This is a genomic window from Sinomonas sp. ASV486 (genome assembly GCF_030908215.1).
Classification (GTDB): Bacteria; Actinomycetota; Actinomycetes; order Actinomycetales; family Micrococcaceae; genus Sinomonas; species Sinomonas puerhi.
Genome location: NZ_JAVFJK010000004.1, coordinates 201,550 through 227,574 on the forward strand (window position 1 = coordinate 201,550; position 26,025 = coordinate 227,574).

The following is a 26,025-nucleotide window of genomic DNA, read 5'->3' on the forward strand; positions in this document are numbered from 1 at the left end:
TCCTCCCCGAAACCGCCCGCGGCCCGGCTGGCCGTTGGCCTACATGCACAGGCCCCGGGACTCGCTTGGAAAGCAAGGCAGCCGGGGCTCTTGCCACCCAAGTCTACCCAAGGGCCGCGTAAGACGCCGAAGATGGGGCAATAGACCCACCGGGAGGTCACACGTGAGCAATCGAGGACAGACGGGCGGCAACGCCCGCGAGATGGCAGAGGACGGTGCGAGGTCCGCGGCGCGCGGAGCGCAGCGGGCGGCTCGTTCCCGTCCGGCCCGGATGCTGGCCCGGGCCGGATTCGTGTTCGTGGGAGTGGTGCACGCGCTCATCGCATGGCTCGCCGCGCAGATCGCGATCGGAGCAGGCAGCGGCCATGCGGACCAGTCGGGCGCGATCGGGCAGCTCGCGGGGGCGCCGGGCGGACCATTCCTGCTGTGGGCGGCCGCCGTGTGCTGCGGCGCCCTCGCGGTGTGGATGGCACTCGACGCCGTGGCCCGGTGGCGCCGCTACGGCAAACCGACGAAGGCGCTCGGGCCGGCCGGGACCGCGGTGGCGTACCTCGCCCTGACGTGGCTGCTGATCAGCTTCGCGATCGGAAATCAGGAGAATTCGGGCCAGCAGTCCCAGGAGACCACGGCGAAACTCCTCACGGCCCCGTTCGGCTTTGCATTGCTGATCGTTGTGGGGCTCGCGGTCCTCGGGGTGGGCGTGTACTTCGGCTACACGGGCATCACGCGGAGCTTCCTCGGCAAGGATGCCCAGCCTGGTGAGACCGCGCCGGCCTGGGTCAGGGCGGTCGGGACTGTGGGCTACACCGCGAAGGGCGTGGCGGTCGCGGTCCTCGGCATCCTCATCCTCGTGGCCACGATCCGCCACGACCCCTCACAGCAGAGCGGCCTCGACGGCGCCCTCAAGGGACTCGCGGCCCAGCCCTTCGGGGACTGGATCCTCGGGGCGGTCGCCGTCGGCCTGTTCTGCTACGGGGTCTACAGCGCCGCGCGGGCGAAGTACGGGGACTTCGCCCGGTAGTCCGCCCACTGGCGCACGACGACGCGGACGCGCGTCCCGCCGTCGTGCGCCACGGACGTCGTGGTCACCCCGCGTACTGCCTGCGCAGCTCGGCCTTGCGGATCTTCCCGCTTGCCGTGCGGGGCATCTCGGTCACAAACACCACGGACTTGGGGATCTTATAGCGGGCGAGGCGCCCATCGAGGTGGGCGCGGACGCTGGCCTCGGTCAGAGACGTGCCCTCCCTCAGGGTCACAATGGCCCGCGGCACTTCGCCCCATTTGTCATCGGGAACCCCGATGACGGCCACGGACGCGACGGCATCGAGCTCAACGATGACGGCCTCGACTTCGGCCGGGTAGATGTTCTCCCCGCCGGAGATGATCATGTCCTTGAGCCGATCCGAGACGAACAGGAAGCCCTCCTCGTCGCGGTAGCCCATGTCCCCGGACTTGAACCAGATGCCATCCGCGTAGGATTCGCGCGTCGCGTCGGTGCGGTTCCAGTACTCCTTGATCACGTTGGGTCCGGCGATCTGGATCTCACCGACCTCACCGGGCGCGAGCACCTGGCCGAGCGGGTCGGCGATGCGGATGTCCGTGAAGAACTGCGGGAGCCCGGACGAGCCGGCCTTCTCCTTGGACCGCCACACCGGCAGCGTCGTGGCACCCGGCGCCGTCTCGGTCATGCCGTAGCCGTTGGAGAAGCCCAGTCCGCGCCCCTCGTACGCCTCGAGGACGCGCACCGGCACGGCGGATCCGCCGCACGTGAGCTTGTCCAGCGAGCTGAGGTCCGTCGCGTCCCAGTCGGGGTGCTCGCAGAGCATCTGGAACGTGGTCGGCACCCCGTTGAGGGACGTGACCCCGCGCTCCTGGATGGTCCGCAGGACTTGGCCGGGCTCGAATCTGGACTCGAGGACCACGGTGGCGCCCTTGAGCAGCATCGGCAGGAGGCCCATGTCGAGCGAGGCCACGTGGAACAGGGGCGAGATCATGAGCGCGACGTCGTTGCGGTTGACGTCCATGTCGGTGATCACGTTGATGCAGTTCCACGTGATGTTCCCGTGCGTGAGCAGCGCGCCCTTGGGCCTGCCCGTCGTCCCGGAGGTGTACAGGATCAGGGCACCGTCGTCATGCGTCACCGTCTCGTCGATCACCTCCGCGGGCGCCGCCGCGAGGGCCTGCTCGTAGAGCTCAATACCCCGTTCGACGGCGGGCCCCGCCTGTGCGGTCGGCGCGGGCTCCGCTTGGCCCACCACCAGTCGGTTCCGCACGCCGGTATCCTCGGCCGCGGCAGCGGCCAAGGCCTCGAGCGCCGATCCGTTGACGAGGAGCCGGGCCCCGGAGTCCTGGAGCTGGTACTGCAGCTCGGGGGCGGCGAGCCGCGTGTTGAGCGGGATGAAGATCGCCCCGAGAAGTCCCGCGGCGAAGAACGTCTCCACGAAGGCCGGATCGTTCTCGCCGAGGTAAGCGATGCGGTCGCCGCGGGCCACCCCGCGGCGGCGCAGCGCGTTCGCGAGGCGGTCGGCGCGCTCGGAGAGCTCGTCGTAGGAGATTTCGCGCTCTCCCGCGACCAGGGCAACCTTCGGGCCCGACTTCGGGCGACGCCGGTGGAGCCACGAGCCAACACCGTTGTTGTACATGGGGACCTCCTCAGGTCGGGTTGGGCAGCGGGCGGGGCCTCAGCGGACCGTGGTGAGGTCGTTGTCCTTGGACTCGCGGGTCAGCAGGATGAAGACCGCCGAGACGAGGGACATGATGGCAAGGAACCCGACCACTGCACCGATGCTCTGGCCCGAGTCCTTGTAGAGCGAGGCGACGATGCCCGGCGTGAACCCGGCGCCGATGAGGGTGGCGAGCTGGTAGCCCAGCGCCGCGCCGGTGTAGCGGGACGTGGTGCCGAACTGCTCCGAGACGAACGCGGCGAGCGGCCCGTACAGCGTCGAGTGGAAGACGAGGGCGAGGGTGAACGCGAGGAACACGAGCCACACGTTGCCCGAGCCGAGAAGGCCGAACATCGGGAACAAGTACGCGACGAACAGGATGAGGCCCGCGATCATGACGGGGCGCCGGCCGAACCGGTCGGAGAGCCGGCCACCGAAGAGCACGAACGCGATCGAGATCGCCGAGGCCGCCGCGAACCCGTACAGCACGCCCTGCTGGGGGGCACCCTTGGAGACTGCATAGGTCACCGCGAACGTGGGCAGCACGACTTGGAGGCCGAAGCCCGCGGCGCCCGCAAGCATGATGAAGATGAGCGCCTTGGGCCGGCGCAGGACCTCGATGAGCGGGACCTTCGGCTTCGCACCCTTGGCCTCCTCCGCCTTCTTCTCTGCCTCGACGGCCTCCGAGAAGATCGGGCTCTCGGTGACGCGGAGTCTGACGAACAGGCCGACCACGAGGAGCGCGAACGAGAGCAGGAACGGGATGCGCCAGCCCCACGAGAGGAACTGGTCCCCGGGCAGCGCCGAGACGATGCCCATCATGACCGTGCCGAGCACAGCGCCCGTGGGGGCACCGGCGTTGACGAACGACGCCGCGAATCCTCGCCTCTTCGGGTTGGAGTGCTCGAGGGCCATGAGCGCCGCGCCACCCCATTCGCCACCTACGGCGATGCCCTGCAGCACGCGGAGCACCACGAGGAGCACCGCGCCCCATGGGCCGATGAGGTTCGCGCCGGGAATGAGGCCGATGGCCGCCGAGGCCAGGCCCATCACGGTCATCGAGATGATGAGCATGCCCTTGCGGCCCATCCGGTCACCGAAGTGGCCGAAGATCACGCCGCCGAGCGGGCGGGCGACGTAGCCTGCCGCGAACGTCGCGTACGCTGCCACGACGCCGACCCACGGGTCCGTCCCGGCGAAGAACACCTTCGGGAACGCGACCGCGGCGGCGGTTGCGTAGAGGAGGAAGTCGTAGAACTCGATGGTGCTGCCCATGTAGCTGGACAGGATGACCGTGCGCGCTTCCTTGCGCTGCGCGGTCGTGCTCATCTGGCTGAGCGTGGTGTTTCCGGACATGATGATTTCCTTGGGGACGGAAATGATGCTGGTAAGGGTGGGTTTGGTGGGGCGGGAACTGCAGGTCTACTTGTAGAAGCGCGCGAGGAACTCGGCGACGACGGCGGGGCGCTCCTGGCCCTCGATCTCGATGGTCGCCGTGACCTTGATCTGGGCGCCGCCCTTGACCTCGGACACCTCGGCGATCGAGCCGAGCATGCGGACCTTCGAGCCGACCTTGACCGGCGAGGTGAAGCGGACCCTGTCGAGGCCGTAGTTGACCTTGGTGGTGACGCCGTCGACGTCGAACAGCTCGCCCCAGAACGGGATGAGCAGGCTCAGGGTGAGGAAGCCGTGCGCGATCGGCGCGCCGAACGGGCCGTCCTTGGCGCGTTCGGGGTCGGTGTGGATCCACTGGTGGTCGCCGGTCGCGTCGGCGAAGAGGTTGATGCGGTCCTGGGTGATCTCCATCCAGTCGGTCGCGCCGAGGTCGGCGCCGGTCATGGTCAGGAGCTGGTCGAAGTCGACAACGAGCCTCGGCTCGATGGTGCGGGGCGCGGTCATGGGATTCTCCTTGGAGTTCTCTACTTCGTGAAGGCGCTGTGCCCCGTGAGGGCGCGGCCGATGATGAGGGCGTTGATCTCGTGGGTGCCCTCGTAGGAGTAGACGGCCTCGGCGTCGGCGTGGAAGCGGGCCACGTCGGTGTCGAGGGTGATGCCGTTGCCGCCCACGACTTCGCGGGCGAGCGCGACGGTCTCGCGCATGAGCAGGGACGTCTGCATCTTGGCGAGGGCCGAGTCCTGGTCGCGGTAGATGCCCTTCTCCTGCTGCTCAGTCAGCCTGACCACGAGCGAGAGGCTCGAGGTGAGGTTGCCGAGCATGCGGGCGAGCTTCTCCTGGACGAGCTGGAACGAGCCGAGCTGGCGGCCGAACTGCTCGCGTTCTCTGACGTAGCGCAGGGCGGCCTCGAACGCGCCCGCCTGGATGCCCGTGGCGATCCACGCGACGTCCGAGCGCATGCCCCTCAGCATCGCGGCAACGTCCTTGAACGAGTTCACGTTGTGGAGGCGGTCGGCCTCGGTGACCCGGACGCCGTCGAGCGTGATGTGGGCGTTCTGCATCATGCGCAGGGCGGTCTTGCGGTGGATCTTCGTCAGCGTGACGCCGGGCGCCTCTCGCGGGACGAGGAACGCCTTGACCTGGCCGTCCGCGACATCGCGGGCGAAGACCGCCAGCACATCCGCGGTGAACGCGCCGCCGATCCAGCGCTTCTCGCCGTCGAGGATCCACGTGTCGCCGTTCTCGCCCGGCTCACGCCGAGCCGTCGTGGCGAGGCCGCCCGCGATGTCCGAGCCGGATTCGGGCTCGGTCAGCGAGAAGACGCCCTTGAGGGAGAAGTCGATGACCTTCGGCATCCACTCGCGCTTCTGCTCCTCGGACGCGCCCACGCGGATGGCCGTGCGGAAGAGCCCGGCCTGAGCCGTGTAGAACGTGGCGATCGAGGCGTCGGTGCGAGCAAGCTCGAAGATGCGGAAGCCCTGGTAGATCCCGCGGGCCGGCTTGGTGCGGCCCTCGGTCAGCTCGGCCGGCTCCATGAGGTCCAGGTCGATGAGCGGCTGCGCGATCTCGTAGGGGAATTCGCCCCGCTCCCAGTAGTCGCCGACGAGCGGCTTGGCCTTCTCCTCGAGGAAGTCGCGGAGGCGGCCGAGGACCCGGCGCTCGTCGGGCGTGAGGAGGGACTCGGCGTCGTACCAGTCGGCCACCTCATACAGTCGCCCAGGAGTGGGAGAAGCGGCGCCGGCCGGGTTCACGCTCGAGGCGAGCTCCGTCGTCGTGCCTGCCATCTCAACCACCGAGCCCGAGGAGCTTGACCGCGTTTCCCTTGAGGATCTTGGGGCGGACCTCGTCCTTGAGTGGGAGGTCGGCGAAGGCGCCGAGCCATTTGGCCGGGGTGATGAGCGGGTAGTCGGTGCCGAAGAGCACCTTGTCCTGGAGCATGGAGTTCGAGGCCTTCACGAGGGATTCGGGGAAGTACTTCGGGGACCAGCCGGAGAGGTCAATGAACACATTCGACTTGTGCGTCGCGATCGAGTTCGCCTCGTCCTGCCACGGGACCGAGGGGTGCGCCATGATCACCGTCAGGCCCGGGAAGTCCGCGGCGACGGCGTCGAGCAGGATCGGGTTCGAGTAGCCGAGCTTGATCCCGTATCCCCCGGGCAGGCCCGCGCCCATCCCGTTCTGGCCGGTGTGGAAGATGGCCGGGAGGCCGAGCTCCTGGAGCGTCTCCCAGAGCGGGTAGAACTCCTCGCTGGACGGGTCGAAGCCCTGCAGGGAGGGATGGAACTTGAAGCCCCGCGCGCCGAGCTCGAGGGCCTGGTGCTTGGCACGGGCGATCGCGTCCGCGCCGGTGCGGGGATCGACCGAGCCGAACGGGATGAGGACGTCGTTGTGCTCGGCGGCGCCGGCAATGAGGTCCTCGATCGAGTTGGGCTCGTGCTTGAGCTGGGTCCGGGCGTCGACGGTGAAGATGACGGCGGCCATGTTCAGCTCGCGGTAGGTTTCCGCGACCTTCTCGAGGCTCGGTGAGCGGTCGTCGGCCTTGAAGTACTTCGCCGAGGCCTCGTTGAGTGCGTCGGGGAGGGAGCAATGGCCGTGCCCATCGATCTCGATGTGCACGTGCATGTCGATCGCGTCGATCGACGAGACGTCGATCCCGAGTTCGTAGCGGGCCATGTCAGCGGGCCTCTGCGGCAGCGGGCTGAAGGTCGGCGGGAAGCGGGAGGAACTCCTCGCCGACGCTCTGGAGGTGGGCGCCGATGAGCTCGGCGCCCTGGGCGCGGAGCGCCTCGTACGTCCAGCCGCCCTCGCGGTAGTCCGTCGTGGCGGCGTCGGGGTGGGTCCAGACCTGGAGTCGGTCGCCGCCGGCGCCGATGGCCTGGCCGCTGATGCCGGCCGCCTCGTCGGAGGCGAGATACGCGACGAGGCCGGCGACGTCGTCGGCCGTCCCGAAGCCCAGATCGTGGCGGAAGAACGCCGGCATGGCCTCGCCGCGCTCGTCGGCCTCGACGGCCTTGGCGAAGTACGGGACGGTCTTGGTCATCGCGGTCGCGGCGACGGGGATGACCGCGTTGACGGTCACGCCGGCCTTCTTCATCTCGAGGGCCCACGTGCGGACCATGCCCACGATTCCGGCCTTCGCGGCGGCGTAGTTGGTCTGGCCGAAGTTGCCGCGCTGGCCCGTCGGGGAGCCGATCGTGACGATCCGGCCCTGGACGTTGTTGGCCTTGAAGTACGCGAAGGCCTCACGGACGCACGTGAACGTGCCCTTGAGGTGGACGTTGATGACGAGGTCGAAGTCATCGTCCGTCATCTTCAGCAGGCTCTTGTCGCGCAGAATCCCGGCGTTCGTGACGAGGATGTCGAGGCGGCCGAACGCGTTCACCGCGCCGTCCACGAGCGCCTTCGCGGCCTCGGTGCTCCCGACCGGCACGACGACGGCGGTCGCCTGGCCGCCGTCGGCCTCGATCTGCGCCACGGCGGCGGCTGCCGTCTCCGCGTTGACGTCATTGATCACGACGGCGGCGCCCTGCCGCGCGAGCTCACGGGCATAGGCGAGGCCGAGGCCCTGTCCGCTGCCGGTGACGATTGCTACCTTGCCTGCCAGGCTCATGCCCTGCTCCTTGCCGTGTGCCGCTGCGGCCTCGTTCGTGAGACCCTTGTCACAGTCCATGAAATACTGGATCATTGAAAATGTCAACGATTTATCTTGAGTACTTCTTGGAGGACGGCGTGAGCGTGCAGGACGACGTAGAGGTGAGCGTGCCGCGGCTCGCCGAGGCGGCCATCGCCGACGACATCGGGCTTCTCCTCGCGAAGCTGCACGCGGCCGGCTCGGTTCTCAACAACCGCACTCTCGCGGCCTTCGAACTGCGCGAGCGCTCGTACTCGGTGCTGCGGCTCGCCTGCAGCGGACTCGAGCCGACGCAGCGCGAGCTCGCCGACTTCCTCAGCCTCGATCCGAGCCAGATCGTGGCACTCGTGGACGAGCTCGAAGGACGCGGCCTCGTGACACGCGAACAGGGACGGACTGACCGGCGGCAGAAGATCGTGCTCGCGACTCCCGAGGGCGCGAGCATCCATGCCGCGGCGGAGGCTGCAGTGGCGGCGAGCGAAGCGGAGACGCTGTCGGCACTCGCGCCCTCAGAGACCGTGACCCTCAGGTCACTGCTGCGGAAGGCCCTCTGGAGCGGCGCCGCGTAGGCGAAGGACCGACGGCGCCCCAACCCACCAACGCGGGGCCATGTCCCCCGCGACGCGGGACATGGCCCCGCTATGGGCGCGGCGCGGCTCAGGCGCCGAGAACCCTGTCGAGGTAGGCGTTGCGGAACGTGCCCTCCGGGTCGCGCTTCGCGACGAGGTCCCGGAACTCCTCGAACCGCGGATACAGTGCGCGGAACTCCGCCGACGGCACTGCGAAAAGCTTGCCCCAGTGCGGGCGCGCGCCGAACGGGGCGAGCGCAGCCTCGAGCTCGGGCAGCAACGCCTCGACCTGGGCCTGCTGAGGCCGCCACGTGAAGTGCAGCGCGATGCTGTCCTGCCGATAGGCGGGGCTGAGCCACAACTCGTCGGCGGCGACGGTGCGAACCTCCGAGACGAACAGGAGCGGCGCGAGCTCCCCCGCGAGCCTGCGCACCGCGGCGAGCGCCTCGGCTGCGTACCGACGTGGGAGGAGGTACTCGGTCTGCAGCTCCTCTCCCGCGCTCGGCGTGAACTCATGCCGGAAGTGCGGCAGCCGGTCCAGCCACGGACCGGGGACGCCGAGCTGCTGCGTGCAGTTCTCGGCGGACATGCCCGGGAGCGGGTGCCGCGGACGGGTCGCCGGCACCGCTCCGTGGAAGTCAGAGGAGCGGTCGACGGCGCGTCCGGCCTCCGCGGCGTCGGCGCGCACCTTCCGCCAGACCTGGGGAACGGCGTCCCCGGCGTAGTCCGTGAAGAGCGAGACGCTGTACCCATCGCCGGCGACGCCGTCGTAGTCCGCTAGCACGGTCTCCCACGGCAGGTTCTCGAAGACCTGCTGGCGCACCTGGTAGCTCGGCTCGATCGCGAGCTCGAGCGCCGTGACGATCCCGAGCGCCCCGAGGCCCACCACGGAGCCGGCGAACTCGCCGTCGCCCTCGTCGAGCCGCTCGACGTCCCCGGACGCGCGCACGAGCTCGACGGCCTTCACGGCCGATGCCAGCGCGGGGCTAGAGATCCCGGAACCGTGCGTGCCGGTCTGCACGGCCCCTGCGACGGAGATGTGCGGCAGGGAGGCCATGTTGTGCAGGGCCCATCCCTCGCGCTCAAGGGCGGTCCCGAGCTCGCCGTAGGTGAGCCCGCCGCCCACGCGGGCCACCCGCCGCCGCGCGTCAACCTCCACGGGCCCGGGCAACCGGTCGAGCACCACCTGGACGCCGTCGGTGTCCGCGACGTCGTTGAAGCAGTGCCTCGAGCCGAGCGCCTTGACCCGCGCGCCCCGCGCCGACGCGGACCCCACCAGCACGGCGAGCTCCTCGACTGACTCCGGCCGCACCACAGACGCCGCCGAATAGTCCAGATTCCCAGCCCAGTTCTTCATTCCAGTCCCTTCGAATACGTCGTAGAGGCAGCAGCGCGGTAACGCTCGAGGACGCCCGGGGCCGCCGGGGCCGTGACCGTCGCGGTGCCCGCGGCCTCCCAGTCCGGGAGGCGCCCCAAGAGGAGGCTCGCGGCTTGGCGGGCGGCGCCGTCGGCCACGTACTCCCCCGGTTCCGGCACGTGCACCGGCATCCCGAAGATGGCGGCAGCGGCCTGCTGGACGGCGGCCGAGCGCGCGCCTCCGCCCACGAGGATGATCCGCTCGGCCATCACCCCCGCAGCGGCGAGTGCGGTGAGCCCGTCCGCAAGAGAGCACACAATGCCCTCCACCGCGGCGCGCGCGAGGTTAGCGCGCGTGTAGTTGTGCAGGGTGAGGCCGTGCAGCGAGCCGGTCGCGTCGGGCAGATTCGGCGTGCGCTCGCCTTCGAAGTACGGCACGAGGGTGAGCCCCCCCGCCCCCGCGGGGGCCGAGAGGGCGAGTTCGGTGAGCTCGGGCAGCCGAACGGCGAGCAGCGCCGCCGTCGCGTCCAGCACGCGCGAGGCGTTGAGCGTGCACACGAGCGGGAGGTAGTTCCCGGTCGCGTCGGCGAAGCCGGCGACGAGGCCGGAGGTGTCCGACGTCGGGTGGTCGGCGACGGCGAACACGGTGCCGGAGGTGCCGATCGAGACCACGACGTCGCCCACCGACGCTCCGACCCCTAGCGCGGCGCCCGCGTTGTCCCCGGCTCCGGGGCCGATGATCGCCCCAGCGGGGGTGCGCCCGGCCGCCTCGAGTGGCCCGAGCACGCGCGGGAGGACCGGCACGTGGCCGAGGGTCTGCTCAAGCACGCTCGGGAGGTACTCCCCCGAGACCGGGGACCAGTACCCGGTACCCGAGGCGTCCGAGCGGTCAGTTGCCAGGGCGGCGAGCCCCCCAGCGGCACCGTCTGGCCCTGCCGTGCCGGGGCCGTGGCCCGCGAGCCGCCACGAGAGCCAGTCGTGCGGGAGGCACACGGCGGCGGTCCGGGCGGCATTCTCGGGCTCGTTCTCTGCGAGCCAGCGCAGCTTCGTCGCGGTGATCGAGGCGACCGGCACCGTGCCGGTCGCTTCAGCCCACCACCGGGCGCCGGCGGCAGGGTCGGGCGAACTCGATGCAGCGCCCGCCTCTTTGATGAGGGCGGCAGCGGCGCCAGCCGAGCGTGTGTCGTTCCACAGGAGCGCGGGCCGCACCACGACACCGTCGGCATCGAGGCAGACCATGCCGTGCTGCTGGCCGCCCACCGACACTGCGGCGACGTCGTCGATCCCGCCGGCTGCCGTGGTCGCAGCTTGGAGCGCTTCCCACCACGCGTCGGGGTGCACCTCGGTGCCCTCGGGATGGCGGGCCGAGCCGGAGCGGACGAGCGCCCCGGTCTCGACGTCACGGACCACGACCTTGCAGGACTGGGTGGAGCTGTCGATTCCGGCGACGAGCGGCACGTCAGGACCTTCCGGATCTCAGCGGGCGCCGAGCAGGTGCTCGAGGGCCAGCTGGTTGAGGCGGACGAACGCGTACGACCGCTCGGCGGCGGCGTCGGCGTCGAAGTCCTCGAAGGCGGAGGCATCGGCGAGGAGGTCCGCCGTCGTCTCTCCCGCGGCGAGGGTCGGCTCGGAGAGCTCGAAGACGCCTGACGTGCGAAGGGCCTCCTGGACCTCCGAGTCGGCACGGAACGCCGCAGCACGCTCCTTCAGGAGCAGGTACATGCGCATGTTCGCGGCGGCGGACGCCCACACGCCGTCGTACCCGTCGGTGCGGGAGGGCTTGTAGTCGAAGTGGCGCGGGCCTTCGTAGCGGGGGCCGCCCCCCGGAAAGCCGTTCTCGAGCAGGTCCACGGTGAAGAATGCGCTCGTGAGGTCGCCGTGGCCGAACACGAGGTCCTGGTCGTACTTGATGCCGCGCTGGCCGTTGAGGTCGATGTGGAAGAGCTTGCCCGCCCACAGCGCCTGCGCGATGCCATGGGTGAAGTTCAGGGCCGCCATCTGCTCGTGTCCCGTCTCGGGGTTGAGGCCCACGATGTCCCCATGCTCGAGCTGGGCGATGAACGCGAGGCCGTGCCCCACGGTCGGCAGGAGGATGTCCCCGCGCGGCTCGTTCGGCTTGGGCTCGAGGGCGATCCGCAGCCCGTAGCCCTTCTCCTTGATGTACGCCGCGGCCGTGTCCACGCCCTCACGGTAGCGGTTCAGGGCGGCGTTGAGGTCCTTCGAACCGTCGTACTCCGAACCCTCGCGCCCGCCCCACATGACGAACGTCTCGGCACCTAGCTCCGCGGCGAGGTCGATGTTGCGCAGCACCTTCGCGAGGCCGAACCGACGCACCGAGCGGTCGTTGGATGTGAAGCCACCGTCCTTGAAGACCGGGTGGCTGAACAGGTTCGTCGTGACCATCGGAACCTTGAGGCCGGTCTCCTCGAGCGCGGCGCGGAAGCGCTTGAGGATCAGCTCGCGCTCGCTCGCGGGGGCGCCGAACGGGACGAGGTCGTTGTCGTGGAACGTGATGCCGTACGCGCCGAGCTCGGCGAGCCTGTGGACGGCCTCGACAGGGTCCAGGGCTGCGCGGGTCGGGACGCCGAACGGGTCGTTGCCCGTCCAGCCGACGGTCCAGAGGCCGAAGGTGAACTTGTCAGCAGGCTTGGGGACGGCGGGGCTGGTCTGGGACATCGTGATGCTCCTCGTTGAGGCCGGACGAATTAGTATGTGTTCTGAACTATATGGACTGTATCCACTGTGATGTGATGTGGTCAACACTTTTCTTCCGGGAGGACGCCATGACTTCTCAGGCCGCAGCGGGGCCCCGGGCCAGCGAGGCGCCCGGGCGCGTCGGGGACGTGCGACGGCGCAACCTCGCCCTCGTGCTCAGCCGCCTCGGCCCGGACACCGTCGCGAGCCGCGCCGAGATCGCCGCCGCGACCGGGCTCACCAAGGCGTCCGTCTCGAGCCTCGTGACGGACCTCCTCACGACCGGCCTCGTCGAGGAGCTCGGCGTGACGCGCGACGGCGAGCGCGGCCGTCCCGGCGTCGGCCTCGCCCTGAACCCCCGGCGCGGGGCACTGGGTGCGGAGGTGAACGTCGACTACCTCGCGGTGGGTGTCCTGGACCTGAAGGGGACGCTCCGCGTGCACGAGTCCGTCGAGGCGGTCAACCACGGACGCGCGCCCGCGGACGTGCTCGCCGACCTGCAGGGGCTCGCCGCCCGAGCACGGGACAGTGCCGCCGCCGAAGGCATCGAGCTGCTCGGGGGCGGCCTCGCGGCGCCGGGCCTCGTGGAGGGGGATACCGGCATCGTGCTCACAGCGCCGAACCTCGGCTGGCGCGACGTGGACGTCTCAGACGCGCTGGCCGCGCTCGTGCCGGACGCCCCATACGGGGTGGCGCTCTCCAACGAGGCGGACAGCGCCGCCGTGGCCGAGCTCTGGTACGGGCAGGGTTCCGCGGCGGACGCGTACCTCTACCTCTCCGGAGAGGTCGGCGTCGGCGGTGGGCTCGTGCTCGGCGGCAGCCTGTTCACCGGGCCGGGCGGCCACGCGGGCGAGGTGGGACACGTCGTCGTGGACCCGCAGGGGCGGCGCTGCAGCTGCGGCGGGCGCGGGTGCCTCGAGACGGTGGCCGGACAGGAGGCGATCTTCGCCGCCGCGGGCATCGGCACGGGCACGGCGACGGGGCGCATGGCCGCGCTCCGGGACGCCCTCGCCGCCGGTGACCGGAAGGCGGCCGACGCCGTCGGCCGCGCCGGGGCCGCACTCGCCGTGGCGGTGGTCGCCGCGGCGCGGCTCGTGGACATCTCCGCCGTCGTGCTCGGCGGCCACTTCGCCGCCCTGCGGGACCGGATCGGCCCCCTCCTCGTCGACTCGCTCGCGGACCTCGCCCCCGGTCAGATCACCTCGGTATCGTTTTCCGACCTCGGGGCCTCCGCTGCCCTGAGGGGAGCCGCCGGGGGCGCGGTGCGCCGGGTTCTCGCCGCGCCCCACGAGTTGCTCGCCTGAGGCTGGCGCCTCGCGGTAGGCCGTCGGAGGCAGCCCGCGTGCGGCAGGCCATCAGCCGCCGAGCGCGAATACCCGCCAGCTGACGGCATGCTCCTGACCCGGCGCGAGCCACACGAGGTCCGTCCCGCTCGCGAACGCATTGGGCGGGCACGTCATCGGCTCCACCGCGAGCCCTAGCCGGTTGGGACCTGGCGGCGCCTTGTCCGCGGTGTGGATCTGCACCCACGGGCATTCGTCATCCCACGCCATGCCGACGCCGGTCCCCGAGGGGTCCCACACCCGCACCTGCGCCGTCCCGGCCGCGTCGAAGCGGATCCCCGTGAACGCATGATCGATCGCCGTGGCGCCGATCACGCGCGCGGTGGTGAAGTCGAACGCATGCCCCGCAACGTCCCACAGGCCGACCGGAAGGAGCCGGTCCGGGCTCACCTCGAGGAACCGTTCCGCGGGGACCTCGAGGACCCATGCGTCCAGGGCGTGCGGACCGGCGACGAGGTACGGGTGCGGGCACACCCCGTACGGGGCTGTGCCCTCCCCGAGGTTGACCGCCCGCACCGACCACGTGAGTCCGCCGCGTTCGGCGGACGCCCCGGCGTCGAGCGCGTACCGCGTCTCGAGGCGCACGCGGAACGGGTACCCCTCGCTCGGGGCGAGGTCGAGCGCGAGGGTCGCGGACGCGCCGTCGTGCGCGACGACCTCCCAGTCCCGGCCGAAGGCGAGCCCATGCAGCGCGGTGCCCCGCTCGGGCTCCGTGACGGGCACGGCGAGCTCTCGCCCGCCCGCGGTGTACCGGCCATCGGCGAGGCGGTTGGGCCACGGCGCCGCGACGATCCCCCGGTAGTCCGGGATCGGCAGGCTCGGGTCGGACGGCACCACGAGGTCGCGGCCGGCGTAAGTGAGCGAGGCGAGCGCGCCCGCCCGGGGCGTCACGACGGCCGCGTAGTCCCCCGCCCGAATCGTGGTGCTCACGCGGTCAGCCGGCTCGGTTCCGCTGCGACCTCCTCGAGGGCGACGGCGCGCGGCCGCTCCGCGCGGCTCGTCACCGCCGCAGACGCGCCGGTGTGCGCCGAGGCCAGGAGCGACTCCATGACGTCGAGCACGTGGTAGGCGAGTATGCCGCCGGCGCGGGGCTCCTCGCCCGGCGCAGCAGCGTGGCCCGCCAGGGTCCGCGCGAGGTCCGCGATCCCGTAGCCGCGGCCCGAGCCGGTGTACCCGGCGGAGACCGGCAGGGTCTCCCACTCGCTCCCGCCGAGGCGGAAGAGGCGCGTATCGCCGTCGAAGTGGTTGGGGTCCGGGACGGCGAGCGTCCCGAGGGACCCGTGCACCTCGATGTTCGCGGAGTGCGTCGCGACCGCATCGAAGCTCATGACGAGCGTCGAGAGCGCGCCCGACTCGTGGACGAGAACGCCCGTGACGTGCGTGTCGGTGGTGACCGGGATCGTCTCCCCCGCCCGCGGCCCCGAGCCGATGGTGCGCTCGGCGCGCGTGTGGCTCGCGGCACCAATCACGGAGGCCACCGGCCCCAGGAGCGTCACGAGCGCCGTCACGTAGTACGGCCCCATGTCCAGGAGCGGGCCGCCGCCGGGCACGTAGTAGAAGTCCGGGTTGGGGTGCCAGCGCTCGTGCCCCGGCGTGACCATGGTGGCCATCGCGGCCACGGGCGCGCCGATCAGCCCGTCGTCGATCGCCTTGCGGGCGGTCTGGATGCCTGTCCCGAGCACGGTGTCCGGGGCGCAGCCGACGACGACGCCCGCCTCCCGCGCGGCGTCGAGCACCTCCCGCGCCTCCTGGGTCGTGGCGGCGAGCGGCTTCTCGCCGTAGACGTGCTTGCCTGCGGCGATAGCCTTGAGCGCGACCTCGGCGTGGGCTGCGGGGACGGTCAGGTTGAGGACGAGGTCCACGTCGTCGGCGGCGAGGAGCGCGTCGACGGCGACAGCGCGCACCCCCTGGCCGTACTCCTCGGCGACGGCGCCGGCCCGTGCGGCGTCTAGATCCGCGACGGCCACGAGCCGCACGTCCTCGAGCCGCCGGAAGCTGTCCAGGTACTGGCCAACGATCTTCCCGCAGCCGATGATTCCGATGCGCAGAGGATTCCCTACCGGCTTGCCCATAGCAGGCCCCTTTCGATGATGGTGCGGACGGTGGAGTCCTCGAGGACCTCGACGCGGTGGCCCGGGGTGCACACGAAGATGCGCCCTTGGCCCCACTCCCTGGTCCAGATGGCGGGGGATGTCACTTCGCGGTGCCACGGATCCCACTCGCGGACCTTTTGTGTAGTGGTCGCGAGCACGTCGATGTAGTCGTCCGCGAGGACCCAGTACTGCTCGGTGACGAGTTCGAAGTCCTCGATCCCTACCGTGATCGGATGCTCGGCCGCGGCCGGGAGCATGTTCACGGTGTAGGGGACGTAGTTGTCCGACTGCTCGCCCGTGCGCTCGTCCGGGTGCTTGCCGGGGTGGCACGCGAACTGGCCGCCGATGAGGTGCAGGTAGTCCGAGGTGTTGCGGTACGAGTCGGCGATCCCGCCGTGCCAGCCCGCGAGTCCGGTCCCGTTCTCGACCGCGGTGCGCAGCCCCTCGAACTCGTCCCGCTCGATCGTGGACATCGTCATGCACTGCACCACGAGGTCCACACTGGCCATGTACTCCGCGTCCGCGTAGATCTTGGGCGATTCCTCGATCCGCACCTCGTAGCCGTTGGCCCGAAGGTGCGGGATGAACAGGTCGGTGGCCTCGATGGGCTGGTGCCCGTCCCAGCCTCCGCGCACCACGAGGGCGTTCTTGGTGGTTGTCATGGGTGGTCCTTTCACCGGGTGCTGAAGGCGGCGTCGAAGGCCGCGGCGGGGGGCGAGATGCGGGCGAGTCCGCGCACGAGCTCGAGCGCCTGGGGAGCCCCGACGAGGCGGTCCATGCCCGCGTCTTCCCATTCGATGCTCGTGGGCCCCTCGTAGCCGATCGCGTTGAGGGTGCGGAAGATGGGCTCCCACTGCACGTGCCCGTGGCCGGCGGTGACGAAGTCCCACCCGCGCCGCGGGTCGGCCCACGGCAGGTGCGAGCCGAGCCTGCCGTTGCGGCCGTTGAGCTGGCGCACGGATTCCTTGACGTGCACGTGGAAGATCTTCTCGGCGAAGTCCTGCAGGAACATGACGGGATCGAGGTCCTGCCAGATGAAGTGCGAGGGGTCGAGGTTGAGCCCGAAGCCCTCCCTGTGCCCGATCGCCTCGAGCGTGCGTCTGGCGGTCCAGTAGTCGTAGGCGATCTCCGAGGGGTGCACCTCGAGGGCGAACCGCACCCCGACCTCGTCGAAGACGTCCAGGATCGGGTTCCACCGGTCCGCGAAGTCCTGGTGTCCAGCCTCGACCATGCCCTCCGGGACCGGCGGGAACATGGCGACTGCTTTCCAGATCGAAGAGCCCGTGAAGCCGGTGACGGTCGGGACGCCGAGCCGCGCCGCGGCGCGCGCCGTGTCCTTCATGACCTCGGCCGCACGCCGTCGCACGCCCTCGGGGTCGCCGTCGCCCCACACGTCATCGGAGAGGATGCCGCGGTGGCGGGCGTCGATCGGGTCGTCGCACACGGCCTGGCCGGTGAGGTGGTTCGCAATCGCGTGGACCTCGAGGCCGTTGCGCTCGAGGATGGCCCGACGGTCGGCGACGTACGCGTCGTCGTGCGCCGCCCGCACGGGGTCGAGGTGGTCGCCCCAGCAGGCGATCTCGAGCCCGTCGAAGCCCCACTCCCCCGCAAGCCGCGCGACCTCCTCGAACGGCAGGTCCGCCCACTGGCCAGTGAACAGCGTGATGGGTCGTGTCATCGTCCGTCCCACCCGCCCGGAACCTTGGTCCAGCGGCTCTCGTCCGCGGCGCTCGCCTCGACGGCTTCCAGAACGCACTGCACCTGGAGCGCATCCGCGAACGACGGCGTGGGCTGCTTCCCGGCGGCGATCGCCTCGACGAGATCCACCACCTGATGCGTGAATCCGTGCTCGTAGCCGAGCCCGTGTCCCACGGGCCACCAGTGCCCGGTGTAGGGGTGCTCGGGCTCGGTGACCTGGATCCGGCGGAAGCCCGCGTTGGGCTCGTCGTCGGCGTCGTAGAACCAGAGCGAGTTCATGTCCTCGAAGTCGAACGCGAGCGAGCCCTTCGTGCCGTTGAGCTCGAGCCGCATCGCGTTCTTCCGGCCCAGGGCGAATCGCGTCGCCTCGAACACGCCGATGGCGCCAGACGATTCCGTGCCGCCCGATCCAGTGCCGCCCGATCCAGTGCCGCCGTCGAAGCGCGCGGTGAAGATTGCAGCGTCGTCCACCGTGACGGGCCCGCGCGGCGCATCGACGCCGCCGTGGCCGCCCAGCCCCACGAGCTCGCCCGCGATGGGCCGCTCCCTGACGAACGTCTCGAGCAGGGCCGAGACCCCTGCGATGCTCTGGCCCGTGATCCACTGCGCGGCATCGATCGAGTGCGCGCCGATGTCCCCGAGCGAGCCGGAGCCGGACTTCGACTTGTCGAGCCGCCACGTGAGCGGCGCGTTCCCGTCGGTGAGCCAGTCCTGGAGGTACTGGGCGCGCACGTGGCGGATCTGCCCGAGGGCGCCCTCGTCCACGAACCGCTTCGCGAGGGCGAGCGCCGGCGTGCGCCGGTAGGAAAAGCCGCACATCGAGTGGACACCGCGGGCCGCCGCTGAGTCCGCGGCAGCCGTCATCCGCTCGGCCTCGGCTACCGAGTTTGCGAGCGGCTTCTCGCACAGGACGTGTTTGCCGGCCTCGAGCGCCGCGATCGCGATCTCGGCGTGCGTGTTCCCGGGCGTGCAGATGTCGATGAGGTCGATGTCGTCCCGGTCGATCAGGCGGCGCCAGTCCGTCTCGATCGACTCCCATCCGAGCTTCGCGGCCGCCGCCGCTACCCGCTCGGGGTCCCGGCCGGCTACCGCCGTGAGCCGCGGGGCGAGTGGGAGGTCGAAGAACCGCGGCGCGGTGCGCCACGCGTGAGAAAGGGCCGCGCCCATGAAGGCGTGCCCCACCATGCCGACGCGCAAGGGCGTGGATTCAGTCACTGGGGTCTTCCTTTACTTGCTGAAGCCGGCGGTCAGGCCGCTCACGAGCTGGCGACGGGCCACGATGTAGACGACGAGGAGCGGAAGCGTCGCGAGGACCACGGAGGCGAGCACCGCGGGGATGTTGACGCTGAACTCGCCCTGGAACGTCCACAGCGAGAGGGGGAGCACGCGGGTCTCGGGGCTCTGGGTGAGGATGAGCGGGAAGAGGAAGCCGTTCCAGACGTTGAGCGCGTCATAGATGCCCACCGTCACGACCGCCGGGCGAACGAGCGGCAGCGCGAGGCGCCACATCATGGCCCAGTCGCTCGCCCCGTCCAGCCGCATGGACTCGAACAGCTCGTTCGGGACGTCGCGGAGGAAGTTGCTCAGGATGAGTACGGAGATGGGGATCGCGAAGGCGACCGAGGGCAGGATGAGCGCGAGCAGAGTGTCGTACATGTGCGCCCGCGTGATCATCCAGTAGATCGGAATGATCGTCGCGTGCAGCGGGATCGCGAGCCCCAGGAGGAACAGGCGGTTGGTCCACGAGAGGAACCAGCCCCGGCCGCGCACGATGGCGTATGCGGCCATGAACGAGACGAGCAGGGCCGGCACGACGCTCCCCACCGTCACCACGAGGCTGTTGGCGAAGTACCGCGCGAAGTCGCTCTCGAGCACGAGCTGGTAGTTCGCGAACGTCGGGTCCGTGGGCGGGGCGAGCGGGTTCGAGGTAAAGAACCCGGACTGGTCCTTGAGGCTCGTGATCACCACGTAGTAGATGGGCAGGATGATCACCGCGAGCCAGAACCAGCCGCCGAGGGCGCCGAGGACGTTGGGCCGCTTCCGGCCGCCGCGCGCCGGGGGCGGAGCCTCCTGCGCACGACGGCGCGTGGGCGCCGCGGGGTTCACGGGGAGCTGCGTCGTGGAAGCCATCAGGCACCCTCCAATTGGCTGGCCTTGCGGTTCGTGCCGCCGAGGCGCTGCAGGATGAGCGCGAGGGCGAGGCCGACGACGACGAGGATCACCCCGAGCGCGCTCGCGGCGCCCATGTCGTTGGCCTTGAATCCGGTCAGGTACATGTGCAGGGGTAGGAGTCGGGTCGAGTAACCGGGCCCGCCGCCCGTGAGGACGAAGATGAGGTCGAAGTACGCGAGCGATCCCACGGCCATGAGGGTCGACGACGTGATGATCGTGTACTTGAGCTGCGGGAGCGTGATCGCGAAGAACTGCTGCAGGCGGCCCGCGCCGTCGATCTGCGCCGCCTCGTAGAGGGAGCCCGGGATCTGCCGCACGCCGCCTTGGTAGATGAGCGTGTGGAACGGCACGAATTGCCACGCGATCACGAATACGACTACGAACAGCACGAGGTCGGAGTTGCCGAGCCAGTCCTGTGCGAGGGCCGGAAGGCCGAGGCCCGCGCCCATGCCGAAGTTCGGATCGAGGAGCGCCTTGTACGCGATCGCGATCGCCGCCGAGGAGAGCAGGAGCGGGAGGAAGTACAGGACCGCGAGAACGGCCCGGTAGCGCTGACCTCCGGCCGTGAAGACCCCGAGGAGGAGGCTGATCGGCGTCTGGACCACGTAGGAGAAGACCATGATCTTCGCCGTCACCCAGAGCGCGTTGGCGGTCACCGGGTCGGTGAGGGTGCGCGCCCAGGAGGCAACGCCGTCGAACGTGATCTCACTCAGGCCGTCCCACTTCGTGAAGCTCAGGGCCACGACGCCGGCCAGTGGGATCACCGCGAAGACAAGGAAGAAGACGAGGGCCGGGGCGGCCAGCCACCCCGACGGGCCGCTCTCGCGGGCCCGCCGGGAGGCGGTGCTGGTGAAGGCCATCCCTACTTTCCGATCGTCGCGTTCATCGTGCTGACGAACTGCTCGGGAGTGATCTTCTTGAGGAAGATCTGGTCGAGGTTGGCGAGCATCGCGTCGCCCTGGGCCGGGCTGAGGGCCTGGTCCCACGAGAGGGTGAAGCTCGGGGCGTTCTTGACCATGCCGTACACGAACGTCAGGAAGTCCTTGTCCGGGGACGCCGCCAGTTTGCCCTCAATGCCCTTGACCACGGGCACTGCGCCCGAGTCGATGAGGGTCTGGGTGTCGGCGTCGGTGAACATGCCGCTCTTGATGTAGTCGAGCGCGGCCTTCTTCTGGGCGTCGGTGCCCTTCGAGGAGACCGACCAGAAGTTGGAGGGGTTGCCCACGATGCCCGCCGGATCGCCCTTGCCGCCGGCAACGGCCGGGAAGGTCGTCCAGCCGATCTTGCCGCCCTTGATGGCGTCGGCCGCGTTCGTCTTCATGCCCTGGTAGATCCAGCCGCCCTGCAGGATCATGGCGGCCTTGCCCGTGTAGAGGAGCGCCTGGTCCGCGTTGCTGTCCGCGGCGATGGATGAGAAGCCGTTGACGAATCCGCCCGCGTCGACGAGCTGCTGAATCTTCGTCAGGGCCTCGGCCACGGCGGGGTTGGACCACGCGCTGGGCTTGTTCGCCGCGATGTCCGCGAACGCCTGGGGGCCGCCGATGCGATCCACGAGGTACTCGAGCCACATGAGGTCTGGCCACTTCGACTGCCCGCCGAGCGCGAAGGGGGCGATGCCGGCGGCCTTGAACTTGGGCACGAGCGCCATGAGCTCATCCCACGTGGTGGGCGGCTGCGCCCCGATCTTCGCGAAGAGGTCCTTGTTGAAGTAGAGGACCACGGGCTGGGCGTTGTTGTTCGGGATCGCGTACTGCTTCCCGTTGACCTGGCCGTTCTGGAGCACAGAGGGCAGGTAGCGGTCCTTGACGTCCGGGTTCTGGGAGAGGAAGGACGTGAGGTCCTCGACCTGGCCGGCGTCGACGTACGACTTGAGCACGCCGCCGCCCCAGCCGTAGATGAACGTGGGCCCCTGGCCAGCGCCGACGGCAGTGCGGACCTTGGTCTTATAGGCGTCGTTCGCGAAGAAGTCGAGCTTGATGGACTCGCCCGCGTGGGCCGAGTTCCACGCATCGACCGACTTCTGGAGCACCGGCTGGTTGCCTCCGGTCAGGCCCCACATGGTCGCCGAGTCGGCGCTGACCGCCGCTCCCCCCGGTCCCGCCGAGCCGCACGCGGCAAGAGTGAGGGCAAGTGCTCCGGCGGCGACCGCGGTGGCGGCCGTGCGCAGTTTCCGAATGTTCATGGTCTTCCGTTCATCCTCTGGGGTCGTCAGTGACCGCAAGGCTTCGAAATGTTTCGAATAGATTTCGGCTTGCAGTGCAACCGTAATGGGTGACTCAGATCACGGTCAACGGGTTTCAGGGAAAAAGTTCAAGACATTGACGAATGATCCATCCCGCTTTCGCTGCGATGGTGAGGAGCCGCCGAAGAGTTGACTCGACACGGCTCCACGGCCAGACTGAAACGGCACGAAATAATTTCGAAAGTTCGGACGGCCATGACCCTCACCACGACCGGCGGGAAGACCACTCTGGCCGCCATCGCGCGCCTCACCGGCGTCTCCGCGCCCACCGTGTCGAAGGTGGTCAACGGGCGCGAGGACGTCGCGCCCCAGACGCGGGCCAAGGTGCTGGCCGCGCTCGAGGACGCGGGCTACCAGTCCCCCGGCCAGCGCCGCACGGCGGCCGGCCCCTCCGTCGTCGAGGTCGCGTTTGACTCGGTCAACTCGAACTACTCCCTGACCGTGCTCAACGGCATCCTCGACTACGCGGCCGAGGCCGGCGTCGAGGTCATGCTCAGCGCGACCCAGCATGCCCCGGCCGGGGGGCACGATCTGTCCCGGAGGGCGCAGCGCATGGTCGACGAGGGGCGTGCGGGGCTGATCGTCGTGACCTCGGCCTTCGCCGAGGCGCAGCTCATGGCGTTCCGGCGGCGCCAGATCCCCGTCGTCGTGATCGACCCGCTCAACCCGCCGCCCGGGGACGTCGTGAGCGTCGGGGCGACCAACTGGGCTGGCGGCCGGGCCGCGGCCGAGCACCTCCTGGACCTCGGCCACCGGCGCATCGCCTACCTCGGCGGACCGAAGTCCGCCGAGTGCAACCAGGCGCGCCTCCATGGCTACATGTCTGCCCTCATGTCGCGCGGCATCGGGTTTGGGCCGGAGCTCGTGATCCACGGGAACTTCCGCGCGGAGTACGGCGTCGAGGGCCTCTCGGCGCTCCTGACGATGCCCGAGCCGCCCACAGCGATCTTCGCGGGCAACGACGCGATCGCCGTCGGCGTGCTGAGGGAAGCCAGACGGCGAGGGATCCGGGTGCCGGAGGACCTGAGCCTCGTCGGCTTCGACGGCACGACGCTCGCCGAAGACTCCGTTCCCGCCCTGACCTCCGTGGCACAGCCCCTGCACGACATGGGCAGGGCCGCGCTCCGGACCGTCCTGCGGCAGGCGCGCGGCGAGCAGCTCGACTCGCACCGCGTTGAGCTAGCGACCCAGCTCGTGATCCGCGAGTCAACGGCGCCCCCCGCTCGCTGACGCTCGGGAACGCCTGGCCTGCCCATCGCACAGCCCACCACAGCCGCACCACAGCTTCGCCCTACAACGCCCATAGGGTGCGTCCCTAGCGTCGGAGGCAGGCGCGGCGAAGGCCCGCGCAGCGAAGGGACACCCCATGTTTGCTCGGTACCTGCGGCGAGAGCTGTCAGGGCGGCGGAAGCAGACCGCCATCATCGCCATTGCCCTGGCTCTGGCCATCGCCCTCGTCATCGTCGTCAATGCCCTGTCCGCCGGGGTGCGGGACGCGCAGAAGGCGGCGCTCGCCACCGTGTACGGCGTCGGCACCGACATCACGGTGACCAAGGCGCCCGCGGCGCCGACGGCCGGCGCGCAGCCGGGCCAGCGGTTCGACGTCAACGGCCAGTCGGGCACCGGCTCCTCGACCTCCGTGAGCCAGTCCAGGCTCATCTCGGGCCGTGGCGCGTCGACCTTCGCAGGGACGTCGGCCGATACGGTCAAGGCGACCACGGGAGTCCAGTCGGCCTCGGCGGCGCTGTCCCTCATGAACATCACGCTCAACGGGCAGCTGACCCAGACCGGCACCGGTTCGGGCAGCGCGCCGACCGCCGCCCCCACCGCCCCGGCCCCATCCGGCGAGGGCCAGACGGCAACCGGGCAGGGCCAGCGCGGCCCCGGCGGCTCCTTCGGCGTCAACTCGTTCAGCGTCCTGGGCATCGACGGCAGCGCCTCCACCGTCGGCCCCCTCGCGTCGGCCTCCGTGTCACAGGGCCGCGCTCTCGGCACGCAGGACGTCGGCCAGCACAACGCCGTCGTGGATTCCTCCTACGCGACGACGGCGAGCCTCACGCTCGGCGGGACCGTGAACGTGGGCGGCACGGACTTCACGATCGTGGGGATTGTCTCCGCGACAGGGTCCGAGTCCGAGACGGCGGCGAACGTCTACGTCCCGCTCGACGTCGCGCAGACCCTCTCGTCACAGGCCGGGGTCGTGAGCTCCGTCTACGTCAAGGCGTCCTCGTCGGATCAGCTCGCCGCGGTCAAGGCCGCGCTCCAGAAGGCCCTCCCGGACGAGACCGTCAACACGCAGGATGACCTCGCCGCCAACGTCTCGGGCTCGCTCGCGAACGCGTCGAGCCTCGTCTCGGGCCTGGGCCTGTGGCTTTCGGTCGCGGTCCTCGTCGCGGCCTTCCTCCTCGCGGCGCTCCTGACGCTCTCCGGGGTGTCGCGGCGCACGCGGGAGTTCGGCACGCTCAAGGCCATCGGCTGGCGCAACTCGGCCATCGTGCGGCAGGTCGCCGGCGAGTCGCTCGTGCAGTCGGGCATCGGCGCCGTGGGTGGGATCGCCGTCGGGCTCATCGCAGTAGTGCTGCTGAACATCTTCGCCCCGACCCTCAGCGCCTCCGCAGGCGTGGGCCGCGGCTTCGGCGGCCAAGGCGGTGCGGGACAGGCGGCCGGCCAGGCGGCGCGGCAGGCAGCGGGCCAGGCTGCGCAGTCCGGCGGGCCGGGACAGGGGCCAGGCGGCTTCGGCGGCGGGAGCGCCGCCCAGGTCGTGCTCGGCGCTCCGATCACGCCCGCGATCGTGCTCATCGCCGTGGGCATCGCCATCGCGGGCGGGCTTATCGCCGGAATTGTCGGCGGGTGGCGGGCCGCGCGGCTCCAGCCGGCCGAGGCGCTGCGGAGCGTGGCGTAATGAGCGTCCAGGACGAGAAACGACTCGAGAAGGAAGCACCAGCGATGCAGAGCACGACGACGCCGGATGAGGCCCAGCGGCCCGTGGCGCCAGCACTGACGGCAGAAACAGCCCCTGCTACAGCCCCAGGAGCGATGTTCCAGCTCGTGGGCGTCAGCAAGACGTACCGCCAGTCCCGGGGCGAAGTCCACGCGCTCGACGGCGTCGATCTCACCATCCCGACCGGGCAGCTTGTGGCCATCCAGGGTCCCACGGGCGGTGGGAAGTCCACTCTCCTCCAGATGCTCGGGGCCCTCGACCGCCCGACGTCCGGCACCGTGACGCTCGCCGGGCACGAGATCTCGAAGCTGCGCGACCGCGAACTCGCGGACATCCGCGCGCACGAGGTGGGCTTCGTATTCCAGTCGTTCAACCTCATCCCCACGCTCACGGCTCAGGAGAACGTGGAGATGGGCCTCGCGCCGCTGGGCCTCCCGGCACAGGAGCGCGCCGAGCGGGCCACCCAGTCGCTCGCGTCGGTCGGGCTCGGCGACCGCGCGTCGCACCGTCCCGGAGAGCTCTCCGGCGGCCAGCAGCAGCGCGTCGCGATCGCCCGGGCCCTCGCGAAGAGGCCCAAGGTGCTGCTCGCCGACGAGCCCACGGGCAACCTCGACGAAGGCACGCGGGACGAGATCATGGACCTCTTCGAGACGCTCTGGCGTCAGGGCCTCACGATTGTCCTCGTGACCCATGACTCCGCGGTGGCCCGCCGCGCCCAGCGACGCCTGCGCATCGCGGGCGGCAAGCTCGCCGAGAGCAAGTAGCCCGGGCTTCGCAGTCTCGCGGGTCGGGGCCGCGCAGTCTCACGGGTCCGGGCCGCCAATCTCCTTCGCGAACCTGCACGACGCCTCTCGGTAGAGTGGAGCCCATGAGCGAAGGAATCGTGGTCGGCAGCACAGGCGAGATCGAGGAGGGCACCGCGAAGGTCGTCGAACCGGAGGAGTCTGGCTTCGCCGAGGCCATCGCCGTCTTCCACGCCGAGACGGGCTGCTTCTTCGCGCTCAACGACACGTGCACGCACGAGGAAGCATCGCTCGCCGAGGGCTGGATCGAGGGCGAGGAGGTCGAGTGCCCTCTGCACTCCTCGAGCTTCAGCCTCCGCACCGGCAAGGTCACGTGCCTGCCGGCCACCGTGGATGCTCGTACCCACCGGGTCGAGGTCCGCGACGGCCAGATCTTCCTGTACCCGGGCGCGGACGCCGACCCGGAGGCCTGCGCGCAGTGACGG

The 26,025-nt window shown here is 70.3% G+C and carries 24 protein-coding genes; 7 read left to right on the forward strand and 17 right to left on the reverse strand.

What is annotated here, in order from left to right:
- Positions 1-163: 163 nt before the first annotated feature.
- Positions 164-1,021, forward strand: a complete 858-nt coding sequence (locus RBS60_RS07535) for a DUF1206 domain-containing protein (RefSeq protein ID WP_307956927.1) — start codon at positions 164-166, stop codon at positions 1,019-1,021.
- A gap of 64 nt (positions 1,022-1,085) precedes the next feature.
- On the opposite strand, the gene menE is transcribed toward RBS60_RS07535, so the two are convergent.
- From menE to RBS60_RS07565, 6 genes are all read right to left on the reverse strand, one after another.
- The gene (menE, locus tag RBS60_RS07540; protein WP_307956928.1) at positions 1,086-2,642 is read right to left on the reverse strand and encodes an o-succinylbenzoate--CoA ligase; all 1,557 of its coding nucleotides are present in this window, start codon (positions 2,640-2,642) and stop codon (positions 1,086-1,088) included.
- 39 nt (positions 2,643-2,681) lie between these two features.
- Complete coding sequence (locus RBS60_RS07545; protein ID WP_307956929.1) at positions 2,682-4,019, reverse strand: MFS transporter; 1,338 nt, start codon at positions 4,017-4,019, stop codon at positions 2,682-2,684.
- 66 nt (positions 4,020-4,085) lie between these two features.
- Entirely contained in the window at positions 4,086-4,562 is a 477-nt protein-coding gene (locus tag RBS60_RS07550) for a MaoC family dehydratase (protein ID WP_307956930.1), read from the reverse strand.
- A 20-nt stretch (positions 4,563-4,582) separates the two neighbouring features.
- The gene (locus tag RBS60_RS07555) at positions 4,583-5,842 is read right to left on the reverse strand and encodes an acyl-CoA dehydrogenase family protein (RefSeq protein ID WP_307956931.1); all 1,260 of its coding nucleotides are present in this window, start codon (positions 5,840-5,842) and stop codon (positions 4,583-4,585) included.
- A gap of 1 nt (position 5,843) precedes the next feature.
- Positions 5,844-6,731 (reverse strand): amidohydrolase family protein, encoded by an 888-nt coding sequence (locus tag RBS60_RS07560; protein WP_307956932.1) that lies wholly within the window; start codon positions 6,729-6,731, stop codon positions 5,844-5,846.
- Between the two features lies 1 nt (position 6,732).
- Positions 6,733-7,668 (reverse strand): SDR family NAD(P)-dependent oxidoreductase, encoded by a 936-nt coding sequence (locus tag RBS60_RS07565; protein WP_307957091.1) that lies wholly within the window; start codon positions 7,666-7,668, stop codon positions 6,733-6,735.
- Between the two features lie 119 nt (positions 7,669-7,787).
- Between RBS60_RS07565 and RBS60_RS07570 the strand changes: the two genes are divergently transcribed.
- Complete coding sequence (locus RBS60_RS07570) at positions 7,788-8,258, forward strand: MarR family transcriptional regulator (RefSeq protein ID WP_307956933.1); 471 nt, start codon at positions 7,788-7,790, stop codon at positions 8,256-8,258.
- 88 nt (positions 8,259-8,346) lie between these two features.
- On the opposite strand, the gene RBS60_RS07575 is transcribed toward RBS60_RS07570, so the two are convergent.
- Genes RBS60_RS07575 through xylA form a run of 3 tightly spaced genes read right to left on the reverse strand, consistent with a single transcriptional unit; the run spans position 8,347 to position 12,290 of the window.
- Positions 8,347-9,615, reverse strand: a complete 1,269-nt coding sequence (locus RBS60_RS07575; RefSeq protein WP_307956934.1) for a D-arabinono-1,4-lactone oxidase — start codon at positions 9,613-9,615, stop codon at positions 8,347-8,349.
- The gene (locus RBS60_RS07580) at positions 9,612-11,072 is read right to left on the reverse strand and encodes an FGGY-family carbohydrate kinase (protein WP_307956935.1); all 1,461 of its coding nucleotides are present in this window, start codon (positions 11,070-11,072) and stop codon (positions 9,612-9,614) included. The genes RBS60_RS07575 and RBS60_RS07580 overlap by 4 nt, the downstream gene beginning before the upstream one ends.
- Before the next feature lie 18 nt (positions 11,073-11,090).
- Positions 11,091-12,290, reverse strand: a complete 1,200-nt coding sequence (gene xylA, locus RBS60_RS07585; RefSeq protein WP_307956936.1) for a xylose isomerase — start codon at positions 12,288-12,290, stop codon at positions 11,091-11,093.
- A 107-nt stretch (positions 12,291-12,397) separates the two neighbouring features.
- On the opposite strand from xylA, the gene RBS60_RS07590 reads away from it, so the two are divergent.
- Positions 12,398-13,612 carry an ROK family transcriptional regulator gene (locus RBS60_RS07590; RefSeq protein WP_307956937.1) on the forward strand — a complete coding sequence of 405 codons (1,215 nt, stop codon included), beginning with the start codon at positions 12,398-12,400 and terminating at the stop codon, positions 13,610-13,612.
- Between the two features lie 51 nt (positions 13,613-13,663).
- Here the strand turns inward: RBS60_RS07590 and RBS60_RS07595 are convergent, their stop codons facing one another.
- Genes RBS60_RS07595 through RBS60_RS07630 form a run of 8 tightly spaced genes read right to left on the reverse strand, consistent with a single transcriptional unit; the run spans position 13,664 to position 21,796 of the window.
- Positions 13,664-14,581 (reverse strand): aldose 1-epimerase family protein, encoded by a 918-nt coding sequence (locus RBS60_RS07595; protein WP_307956938.1) that lies wholly within the window; start codon positions 14,579-14,581, stop codon positions 13,664-13,666.
- Positions 14,578-15,723, reverse strand: coding sequence for a Gfo/Idh/MocA family oxidoreductase (locus RBS60_RS07600; RefSeq protein ID WP_307956939.1), 1,146 nt, complete (start codon positions 15,721-15,723; stop codon positions 14,578-14,580). Before RBS60_RS07600 ends, RBS60_RS07595 begins: the two co-directional genes overlap by 4 nt.
- The gene (locus RBS60_RS07605) at positions 15,708-16,406 is read right to left on the reverse strand and encodes a ThuA domain-containing protein (protein ID WP_307956940.1); all 699 of its coding nucleotides are present in this window, start codon (positions 16,404-16,406) and stop codon (positions 15,708-15,710) included. Before RBS60_RS07605 ends, RBS60_RS07600 begins: the two co-directional genes overlap by 16 nt.
- Before the next feature lie 11 nt (positions 16,407-16,417).
- Positions 16,418-17,422, reverse strand: a complete 1,005-nt coding sequence (locus RBS60_RS07610; RefSeq protein WP_307956941.1) for a sugar phosphate isomerase/epimerase family protein — start codon at positions 17,420-17,422, stop codon at positions 16,418-16,420.
- On the reverse strand, positions 17,419-18,657 hold the full coding sequence (locus RBS60_RS07615) for a Gfo/Idh/MocA family oxidoreductase (protein WP_307956942.1): 1,239 nt from the start codon (positions 18,655-18,657) through the stop codon (positions 17,419-17,421). The genes RBS60_RS07610 and RBS60_RS07615 overlap by 4 nt, the downstream gene beginning before the upstream one ends.
- Positions 18,658-18,669: 12 nt before the next feature.
- Positions 18,670-19,572, reverse strand: coding sequence for a carbohydrate ABC transporter permease (locus RBS60_RS07620; protein ID WP_307956943.1), 903 nt, complete (start codon positions 19,570-19,572; stop codon positions 18,670-18,672).
- Entirely contained in the window at positions 19,572-20,474 is a 903-nt protein-coding gene (locus tag RBS60_RS07625) for a sugar ABC transporter permease (RefSeq protein ID WP_307956944.1), read from the reverse strand. The genes RBS60_RS07620 and RBS60_RS07625 overlap by 1 nt, the downstream gene beginning before the upstream one ends.
- Positions 20,475-20,476: 2 nt before the next feature.
- Complete coding sequence (locus RBS60_RS07630) at positions 20,477-21,796, reverse strand: extracellular solute-binding protein (RefSeq protein ID WP_307956945.1); 1,320 nt, start codon at positions 21,794-21,796, stop codon at positions 20,477-20,479.
- Positions 21,797-22,051: 255 nt separating this feature from the next.
- Between RBS60_RS07630 and RBS60_RS07635 the strand changes: the two genes are divergently transcribed.
- The 4 genes from RBS60_RS07635 to RBS60_RS07650 all read left to right on the forward strand — a co-directional run bounded on the left by RBS60_RS07635 (position 22,052) and on the right by RBS60_RS07650 (position 26,022).
- Positions 22,052-23,086 carry a LacI family DNA-binding transcriptional regulator gene (locus RBS60_RS07635; RefSeq protein ID WP_307956946.1) on the forward strand — a complete coding sequence of 345 codons (1,035 nt, stop codon included), beginning with the start codon at positions 22,052-22,054 and terminating at the stop codon, positions 23,084-23,086.
- A gap of 136 nt (positions 23,087-23,222) precedes the next feature.
- Positions 23,223-24,758, forward strand: coding sequence for an ABC transporter permease (locus RBS60_RS07640; protein ID WP_307956947.1), 1,536 nt, complete (start codon positions 23,223-23,225; stop codon positions 24,756-24,758).
- Between the two features lie 134 nt (positions 24,759-24,892).
- Positions 24,893-25,561 (forward strand): ABC transporter ATP-binding protein, encoded by a 669-nt coding sequence (locus RBS60_RS07645; protein ID WP_307957092.1) that lies wholly within the window; start codon positions 24,893-24,895, stop codon positions 25,559-25,561.
- 104 nt (positions 25,562-25,665) lie between these two features.
- Positions 25,666-26,022: a non-heme iron oxygenase ferredoxin subunit gene (locus tag RBS60_RS07650; protein WP_307956948.1), complete on the forward strand. Its 357-nt coding sequence runs from the start codon at positions 25,666-25,668 to the stop codon at positions 26,020-26,022.
- The last annotated feature ends 3 nt before the right edge of the window (positions 26,023-26,025 follow it).

Coding starts and splice junctions, on each gene's coding strand:
- RBS60_RS07545 (WP_307956929.1), bottom strand. CDS start 4,019: ATGTCCGGAAACACCACGCTCAGCCAGATGAGCACGACCGCGCAGCGC.
- RBS60_RS07620 (WP_307956943.1), bottom strand. CDS start 19,572: ATGGCTTCCACGACGCAGCTCCCCGTGAACCCCGCGGCGCCCACGCGC.
- RBS60_RS07590 (WP_307956937.1), top strand. CDS start 12,398: ATGACTTCTCAGGCCGCAGCGGGGCCCCGGGCCAGCGAGGCGCCCGGG.
- RBS60_RS07650 (WP_307956948.1), top strand. CDS start 25,666: ATGAGCGAAGGAATCGTGGTCGGCAGCACAGGCGAGATCGAGGAGGGC.
- RBS60_RS07575 (WP_307956934.1), bottom strand. CDS start 9,615: ATGAAGAACTGGGCTGGGAATCTGGACTATTCGGCGGCGTCTGTGGTG.
- menE (WP_307956928.1), bottom strand. CDS start 2,642: ATGTACAACAACGGTGTTGGCTCGTGGCTCCACCGGCGTCGCCCGAAG.
- RBS60_RS07630 (WP_307956945.1), bottom strand. CDS start 21,796: ATGAACATTCGGAAACTGCGCACGGCCGCCACCGCGGTCGCCGCCGGA.
- RBS60_RS07560 (WP_307956932.1), bottom strand. CDS start 6,731: ATGGCCCGCTACGAACTCGGGATCGACGTCTCGTCGATCGACGCGATC.
- RBS60_RS07605 (WP_307956940.1), bottom strand. CDS start 16,406: ATGACAACCACCAAGAACGCCCTCGTGGTGCGCGGAGGCTGGGACGGG.
- RBS60_RS07640 (WP_307956947.1), top strand. CDS start 23,223: ATGTTTGCTCGGTACCTGCGGCGAGAGCTGTCAGGGCGGCGGAAGCAG.
- RBS60_RS07565 (WP_307957091.1), bottom strand. CDS start 7,668: ATGAGCCTGGCAGGCAAGGTAGCAATCGTCACCGGCAGCGGACAGGGC.
- RBS60_RS07600 (WP_307956939.1), bottom strand. CDS start 15,723: ATGGGCAAGCCGGTAGGGAATCCTCTGCGCATCGGAATCATCGGCTGC.
- RBS60_RS07635 (WP_307956946.1), top strand. CDS start 22,052: ATGACCCTCACCACGACCGGCGGGAAGACCACTCTGGCCGCCATCGCG.
- xylA (WP_307956936.1), bottom strand. CDS start 12,290: ATGTCCCAGACCAGCCCCGCCGTCCCCAAGCCTGCTGACAAGTTCACC.
- RBS60_RS07645 (WP_307957092.1), top strand. CDS start 24,893: ATGTTCCAGCTCGTGGGCGTCAGCAAGACGTACCGCCAGTCCCGGGGC.
- RBS60_RS07550 (WP_307956930.1), bottom strand. CDS start 4,562: ATGACCGCGCCCCGCACCATCGAGCCGAGGCTCGTTGTCGACTTCGAC.
- RBS60_RS07610 (WP_307956941.1), bottom strand. CDS start 17,422: ATGACACGACCCATCACGCTGTTCACTGGCCAGTGGGCGGACCTGCCG.
- RBS60_RS07555 (WP_307956931.1), bottom strand. CDS start 5,842: ATGGCAGGCACGACGACGGAGCTCGCCTCGAGCGTGAACCCGGCCGGC.
- RBS60_RS07625 (WP_307956944.1), bottom strand. CDS start 20,474: ATGGCCTTCACCAGCACCGCCTCCCGGCGGGCCCGCGAGAGCGGCCCG.